The organism is Pedococcus sp. (assembly GCF_036554925.1).
Classification (GTDB): Bacteria; Actinomycetota; Actinomycetes; order Actinomycetales; family Dermatophilaceae; genus Pedococcus_A.
This window is the reverse complement of record NZ_DATBMI010000133.1, coordinates 1-4,622: the sequence shown is the minus strand read 5'-3', so window position 1 is coordinate 4,622 and position 4,622 is coordinate 1. Positions and strand designations below refer to the sequence as shown.

6 protein-coding genes are annotated in these 4,622 nt (G+C 72.9%); 2 read left to right on the top strand and 4 right to left on the bottom strand.

The window, feature by feature from the left end:
• The 4 genes from VIB11_RS11090 to VIB11_RS11075 form a co-directional block, all read right to left on the bottom strand.
• Positions 1-1,436: proline--tRNA ligase (locus VIB11_RS11090; protein WP_332031219.1), on the bottom strand; the 1,436-nt coding region annotated here is incomplete at its 3' end.
• Between the two features lie 61 nt (positions 1,437-1,497).
• A complete protein-coding gene (locus VIB11_RS11085) occupies positions 1,498-2,376 on the bottom strand; it encodes a GNAT family N-acetyltransferase (RefSeq protein WP_332031217.1) in 879 nt (292 codons plus the stop codon).
• A gap of 5 nt (positions 2,377-2,381) precedes the next feature.
• On the bottom strand, positions 2,382-2,783 hold the full coding sequence (locus VIB11_RS11080) for a DoxX family protein (protein ID WP_332031215.1): 402 nt from the start codon (positions 2,781-2,783) through the stop codon (positions 2,382-2,384).
• Between the two features lie 74 nt (positions 2,784-2,857).
• The gene (locus VIB11_RS11075; protein WP_332031213.1) at positions 2,858-3,703 is read right to left on the bottom strand and encodes a GNAT family N-acetyltransferase; all 846 of its coding nucleotides are present in this window, start codon (positions 3,701-3,703) and stop codon (positions 2,858-2,860) included.
• A 78-nt stretch (positions 3,704-3,781) separates the two neighbouring features.
• Between VIB11_RS11075 and VIB11_RS11070 the strand changes: the two genes are divergently transcribed.
• Both VIB11_RS11070 and VIB11_RS11065 read left to right on the top strand, forming a co-directional pair.
• Positions 3,782-3,904, top strand: a complete 123-nt coding sequence (locus VIB11_RS11070; RefSeq protein WP_332031211.1) for a hypothetical protein — start codon at positions 3,782-3,784, stop codon at positions 3,902-3,904.
• A gap of 115 nt (positions 3,905-4,019) precedes the next feature.
• Positions 4,020-4,598 carry a hypothetical protein gene (locus VIB11_RS11065; RefSeq protein ID WP_332031209.1) on the top strand — a complete coding sequence of 193 codons (579 nt, stop codon included), beginning with the start codon at positions 4,020-4,022 and terminating at the stop codon, positions 4,596-4,598.
• Positions 4,599-4,622: the final 24 nt, after the last annotated feature.

Here is a 4,622-nt window from a genome sequence, read left to right as displayed (position 1 = left end):
TCGTCGTGGTTGCCCTCGGCGACGGCCGCGACCGCGCGGGAGACCCCGACACCGTAGGAGCCCATGGTCACGGTGACGAGCTTGCCGTTCTGGTCGAGCACCTTGAGGTCGAGCGCCTCGGCGTACTTCCTGCCCAGCTGGAAGATGTGGCCCATCTCGATGCCGCGGGCCGTCTCGAGCACGTGGCCGCAGCTGGGGCACTCGTCGCCCTCGCGGACCTCGGCGGCCTCGATGGTGCCGTCGGCGGTGAAGTCGCGGCCGGCCACGAGGTCGACGACGTGCCTGCCGGGCTCGTTGGCGCCGGTCACCCAGCGCGTGCCCTCCACCACGCGGGGGTCGAGCAGGTAGCGCACCTTGGCGGTGCCCTGCTCGCCGAGCGCGCCGGGCCCGATGTAGCCCTTGACCAGGGCGGGGTTGTCGGCAAAACCCTTCTCGTCGAAGGCCTCGACCTCGGCGGGGGCCACCTGCGCCTCGAGACGCTTCTCGTCGATCTCGCGGTCGCCGGGCACGCCGATGGCCAGCGGCTCGCGGTGGCCGTCGGGGTACACGAGCGTCACGAGGACGTTCTTCAGCGTGTCGGCCGCCGTCCACGGACGGTCGTCGCGGGGGAACCGCTCGTTGAGGTGGGCGACCAGCGTCTCGATCGTCGGGGTGTCCGGGGTGTCCTCGACGTGTGCGGCGGGCGCGTCGTCGTACGGCAGCGCGTCGGGCACGGGCACCCGCACGGCCTCGACGTTCGCGGCATACCCACAGCTGGAGCAGCGCACGTAGGTGTCCTCGCCGTGCTCCGCGGTGGCGAGGAACTCCTCGGACTTGCTGCCGCCCATGGCGCCGGCCATCGCCTCGACGATGACGTAGTGGAAGCCGAGCCGGTTGAAGATGCGGATGTAGGCCTCGCGGTGGAGCTGGTAGGCCTTGTCCAGGCCGGCCTCGTCGACGTCGAAGGAGTAGGAGTCCTTCATGACGAACTCGCGGCCGCGCAGCAGGCCCGCCCGCGGACGCGCCTCGTCGCGGTACTTCGTCTGGATCTGGTACAGCGACAGCGGAAGGTCCTTGTACGAGGAGAACAGGTCCTTGACGGTGAGGGTGAACATCTCCTCGTGGGTGGGCCCGAGGAGGTAGTCGGCGTCCTTGCGGTCCCGGAGGCGGAAGATGTTGTCGCCGTACTCCTCCCACCGACCGGTGGCCTCGAAGGGCTCCTTCGGCAGCAGCGCGGGGAAGAGGAGCTCCTGGGCGCCGATGGCGTCCATCTCCTCGCGGACGATCTGCTCGACGTTGCGCAGGACCTTCAGGCCGAGGGGCAGCCAGGTGTAGATGCCGGGGCTGACGCGGCGGATGTAGCCGGCCCGGACGAGCAGCCGGTGGCTGGGCAGCTCGGCGTCGGCCGGGTCCTCGCGAAGGGTTCGCAGGAACAGGGTCGACATGCGCAGCGCCACTTCGGCTCTCCTCACGGTGGTGGTCAACTCCGGAGAGGATATCCGCCGGTATGCCGCGCGCTCACCGCGGCGTGGCGGGCGCGGCATACCGCGCCCGCGTGCCGTGGACCTCGAAGCCGAGACGCTCGTAGAGGCGGCGGGCGCGGGAGTTGTCGGTGTTGACCGCCAGCCAGGCCTGCTCGGCCCCCGTCCGGTGGATCGCCGTGAGGCTGCGGGCCGTGAGGTGGGCGCCGAGACCGGTGCCACGCCAGTCGGGCACGACGCCGACCTGGTCGATCCACGCACCGGAGACGGTCACGAAGCCGACCGGGCGCCCCTCGACGTCGAGGGCCACCCGCGAGAGGTCCGGCCGGAAGTCGTCGTCCTCGGCCAGGAAGCCGAGCCACTCCTGCGCGCTCGGGGCCGGGAAGCCGGGGCGGTCGGCGAAGGAGGCGGAGTAGGCCGCGTGGAAGGCGGGCGCGCTCTCCTCACCGAACGCGACGGTGCGGACGCCGCGCGGAGGCGGGCAGCGCGGGATGTGCGTCAGGTCGTGGCGCATCACGGTCTCGGCGAAGGTCTGGACCAGGCCGTGAGCCGCGTACAGGCGCTCCGCCCCGGGCGTCAGCGTCTCCGTGGCCACCCGCAGCGCCGCGCCGCCCGCCTGCTCCGCGGCCCACGCCATCAGCTCGCTGCCGATCCCGGCGCCGCGGAAGGACGGGTGCACCAGACCCATCGCCGTGACCGAGCCGTCCTCGGCCGGCTCGCTCACTGCACCCGCCGCCACCAGCTCGCCGAGCTCGTCGCGGGCACCGGTGGTGCGCGGCGTGAGGAAGCGGGCACGCAGCAGGTCCTCGCGTTCCAGCAGTGGCAGACCGCCGTCGGCCCTCAGGCAGGCACGGGCGAGCCGGCGCAGGCCGTGGAGGTCGCCTTCGCCGAGCGGCCCCCACGCGAGGGCGCCCATGGGTCTCAGGCCCTGCCGGCGGCGCGCAGCGCGGTGCGGATCAGCGGGAGCTGCAGGGGCAGCCGCGCCAGCGTGCCGGCGAACGCTGCCCGGGACGGGGTGTCCTGGCGCCGGGCGGCACGGCGGGCGTGGTTCAGGCTCATCTGGACGTTGCCGGGGTAGACCGCGACCAGGAGGACGGCGCTCCCCCAGCCGGCCCACCGCCGGGTGCGCGGGTGGAGCAGCCCGGCTGCGCAGAGGATCTCGGCGACACCGGAGGCGTAGACCAGGCCCCGGGGGGTCGGCAGGGCACGGGGCACGAGCGGCTCGAAGACCCCGGGCCTGACCAGGTGCGTGACGCCGGAGGTGAGGAACAGCGCGGCCAGGCCGGCGATGTCCTTGGAGAGGGTGGGGGCTGGCGTCGTCATCGGGCCATCCTGTCAGGCCGAGCCCACCCCAACGGGCTCAGCACGACACGGCCAGCGCGGCCAACGGCCCAGGCTCAGAGCAGGACCGTCGTGAACGAGCCGATGTCCTCGAAACCGACACTGGCGTAGGTCGCCCGTGCGCTGGCGTTGAAGTCGTTGACGTAGAGCGTCACCCATGGCGCCCGCGTCGCCATGACCTGCTCGACCACCGCGGCCATCGCGGGCACGGCCAGGCCCCGGCCGCGCAGGCGCGGGGCCAGCCAGACGCCCTGGATCTGCGCGCACCCCAGCGCCACCGAGCCGACGTCCGCCTTGAAGATGACCTCGTCGTCCTCGACCACGACGTAGGTGTGGCCCCGGTCGATCAGCGCCAGGAGGGAGGAGCGGTAGGCGTGCCCGCTGCCGCTGTAGGGCGGGTAGCCGATCTCGGCGGTGAACATGTGGGCCGCGGCCGGCATCACGAGGTCGACCTCGTCGACGGTCGCCGGCCGGACCCGCTCGTCGAGGCGGACGCCGAGCTGCGAGGGGCGGCGTCGGGTGCTCATGAGCGGCTGGTGCGGCCGGACCGCACGGGCCGGGCCCCACGAGGGGGCCAGCAGCCGCCACAGCTCGGTGACCTGTGGCGTCGGCCCGAGGATGGAGGCGCAGTGCCTGCGCCAGCGGCGCACTCGGTCGGCGAAGGCGTGGATGCTCGCGTCGTCGGCCTCGACGGGGACGAGGTTCGCGCTGGCCCAGCACATCGCCTCGAGCCGACCACCCTCGCGGTAGCCGAGCAGCGTCCCCGGCTGGGTCGTGAGGACTCCCTCGAGGATCCGCGCGGCGACGAACACGTTCGCGGGCAGGTCGCGGGCGCACAGCTCGAGCGCGTCGTCGCGGTCGGCTGTCGTCAGCGCCCGGATGGGCGACGTCGTGCGCAGCACGAGGCCAGCCTATGTGCTCGCGCCGCTCCGGGGCGGGTCATCAGCGCAGGGCCTGCGGTCGCGGGTACCGTCACGCACATGCGCATCGGCAACGTCGACGTCCGGCCTCTGGGCGGCGGGCCGGGCTGCCTGGCGATGATCCTGGCCTCGATCGCCCTCTCGATCATGCTCACGGTGCTGCTGAACCTGCTGCTGCGCTGAGCCCGGGCGGCGTCCGACGGCAACACCCGGGCACCGTCCGGCGGGTCTACGCTTCATGGTGACGGGTCGGGGACGGACTCCTCTCGCAGTCCCTGGGCCCGGACGAGAGGGTCTCATGCTCGAGGCGTCAGGTCCGACCTCCACGCGCCGGCTGCGCGCCGTCGTCGTGGTCGTGACGATGGCCGTCGTGTCGGTCGCCGTTCTCGGGGCCCTCGCCGGCCGGGCGGTCCGGGGTGACCTGCCCTCGGACGCGGAGAAGGCCGAGTACATCGCGCGCCTCCAGACGACGGTGCTGCCCGTCGTCGAGGGCCTGCGGGTCGAGTACTTCATCGACGAGCCCGACTGCGCCAACCTCACCTACCCCCGGGGCGACTTCGTCGACGGCGACCCGGAGCACTGCGGCGGCTCCACCCCCGACCCCGACCCGTTCGACGACGCCGTGCGGGCGGACCACGTCCGGGTGGCCGCTGCCCTGGAGGAGTCGCGGACCCCGATCGAGCGGGCGGGCGGGACGTTCACCGGTGACCACCTGAGCTCCGCCCTGTTCATGTCCCGGGAGGGCGCGCCGTTCGCCACGTCGTGGGAGCTGCTCTACGACCCCGATGACCTGGAGCCGAAGACTGCCACCGACCTGGTCACGTTCAGCCAGGTCCCCGGCGAGCACGGCTGGTGGTTCGTGTGCTGCGGAGACTGAGCTGCGGAGACCCAGCTGCACAGA

Bases quoted from the DNA above. Each gene is read 5' to 3' on its own strand.
- VIB11_RS11080 (WP_332031215.1), bottom strand. From the start codon at position 2,783: ATGACGACGCCAGCCCCCACCCTCTCCAAGGACATCGCCGGCCTGGCC.
- VIB11_RS11065 (WP_332031209.1), top strand. From the start codon at position 4,020: ATGCTCGAGGCGTCAGGTCCGACCTCCACGCGCCGGCTGCGCGCCGTC.
- VIB11_RS11085 (WP_332031217.1), bottom strand. From the start codon at position 2,376: ATGGGCGCCCTCGCGTGGGGGCCGCTCGGCGAAGGCGACCTCCACGGC.
- VIB11_RS11070 (WP_332031211.1), top strand. From the start codon at position 3,782: ATGCGCATCGGCAACGTCGACGTCCGGCCTCTGGGCGGCGGGCCGGGC.